The sequence below is a fragment of the Aeromonas sp. HMWF015 genome, from assembly GCF_963878965.1.
Taxonomy (GTDB): Bacteria; Pseudomonadota; Gammaproteobacteria; order Enterobacterales; family Aeromonadaceae; genus Aeromonas; species Aeromonas veronii.
This window is the reverse complement of the sequence record NZ_CAWNZT010000180.1, coordinates 1-2,104: the sequence shown is the minus strand read 5'-3', so window position 1 is coordinate 2,104 and position 2,104 is coordinate 1. Positions and strand designations below refer to the sequence as shown.

Genomic DNA, 2,104 nt, shown 5'->3' with positions numbered 1-2,104 from the left:
CTCAGGTCATGGTGGCGACTGTACCACCTAAAATGGTGTCCGGGATGATTAGACCACTACATGGCTTGTAAATACCGCTAACGCCAGGAAACACGGCACGACCGGGATCCCTCCAGAGCAACGGTTACAAGAAGAGTTGGCAGCATTACTCCCATTACCGCCGAACCAACCACTATCCGTACCACGATTAACTGATGTGCCACGCAGGGTTCTACCAGTAGAGAGCATTCAGCACCCCCTATCGGTTTATCAGTCCTTGCTGGAGGGCCATGCATGAGCACTCTACAACATCAACGGATCGCTGAACTCTGCGAACAGTTTCGGCTTGATCGTATCGCATCTGAGTGGCCGGCTCTCGCGTAGCAAGCGATAGATAATGCCTCTTCACTAGGTGATTTTCTTGAGCAACTCCTGAAGCTGGAGTCTGACAGTCGTGATGAGCGTCGGCGCCAGACGCTGTTACGCCTTTCAGGTTTGCCCTTGGTCAAGACACTGGAGCAATTCAACTTCAAGTTCGCCAGTCGCGCTCCTCGGGCACAGATCCAGGAACTGGCGAGCTTGGCGTTCATCGAACGGAAGGAGAATATCGTGTTCTTGGGACCATCTGGCGTAGGGAAAAGTCACCTTGCTGGTGCACTGGCATACAGATGTGCCATGGCTGGGCTGAGTACCCGGTTTATCACCGCAGCGGACATGATGTTGCAATTGGTCGTCGCACATCGTCAGGGGGAGCTTAAAGGCTATCTGAACCGCATCATTCACAAGCCAAGATTACTGGTTATTGACGAGATCGGTTATCTGCCTTTTGGCAAAGAGGAGGCTAACTTATTCTTCCAGGTTGTCGCCAGGCGTTACGAGTCAGGCAGTCTGATCTTGACCAGCAATCTGCCATTTACACAGTGGTCGGGCACATTTGGGGATGATGAAACGCTGACGGCGGCGATGCTGGACCGTTTACTGCACCATGCCCACATAGTTCAAATTAGCGGGCAAAGTTACCGTCTGAAGGACAAGTTAAAAAGTGGTCAGTTGAAGAAGGCAGCAGATGCCATTACTTCTGCTTAACCATTAACAAGGGGGGGGGGCCTTTTACTTTGGCTGGGTGGGTCACAATTCGATCGGTATTGACAATTGTTCATTGGGTTTGGCTTCCAAAATACCTGCTCTACAGCGCAGACACCGGATTGGTGAAGTATCCCCACATATTGTGGCGGCGATGATGTGCGCCGGATCATGTCGAATCAAGAAGGGGGACATTGATGCGATGGTTAATTGCGTCACTGCTGACCCTGGGACTGGTGGCCTGTGATGACAATGGCCCCAAGATGATGGACTGGCGATATTCGTTTGGATTCAATGCCGATGAAATCTGGCACACCAAGGCCTATTTCTACAGGGAGAGTAAGCCTGTGCATGGGTCGTCTAATGGAGTTGCCGGGTTCGTCGAGCCAAAAGCATTAAAAGCCAAGGATTACCGTTGGCGCATAGGTCCGGGCCGCTTCCTGTATGGCCAGCCCGTGCCTGACAAGGTGGTGATCGAATGGGTGTCCTATCACGACAAGAAACGATACGGCATCACGTTTGATTGGCCCAAGGATTTGGTCAAGCAGATGGCCAAGCGCTACAGGGTGAAGATCAAGGATAAATGGTTCGTTGAGCAGCGAGACAATATTGCACTGGGGATGGCGAGCGGGGGGATGTTGAGGTCTATATCACCGACCCCGACGTTAAAGCCGATATTCTGCTGGCCAGGGGAATAGCGCAAGAGGTCCCTATCAATCCTAACAGAGAAGACCCGCTCGAGAGCCAGTTTAAAACTCGTTGGGCTGGGTTTGATAAAAAATTCCGTGAGGCTTACCAGAATACCCCACGCCCAGTTGGATGGCGTGGGCGCCAATTATGGACACGTATCGTGAAGCGCAGCCTAAAACGGATACCGATCTGGTTAATTGACTTGGATCGTGGTTTAAGAGTTGTCAATGAAGCAGTACCAAAATTGGCTGGCCCAGTATCTGATTTGTCGTCGTGATAACGACCATGCCATGGCCGCAGAATTGGCCGAGAGCATCTGTGCTTTCTGGCAGGCCAGAGGCGATAAGGCTGA

1 protein-coding gene and 1 pseudogene are annotated in these 2,104 nt (G+C 51.8%); both read left to right on the top strand.

Annotated elements, in window-relative coordinates:
- Window positions 1–273 precede the first annotated feature (273 nt).
- Window positions 274–1,065 (top strand): annotated as a pseudogene (gene istB, locus AACS18_RS09505) (IS21-like element helper ATPase IstB).
- A 194-nt stretch (window positions 1,066–1,259) separates the two neighbouring features.
- Window positions 1,260–1,760 (top strand): DUF2931 family protein, encoded by a 501-nt coding sequence (locus tag AACS18_RS09500; protein WP_308810824.1) that lies wholly within the window; start codon window positions 1,260–1,262, stop codon window positions 1,758–1,760.
- Window positions 1,761–2,104 lie beyond the last annotated feature (344 nt).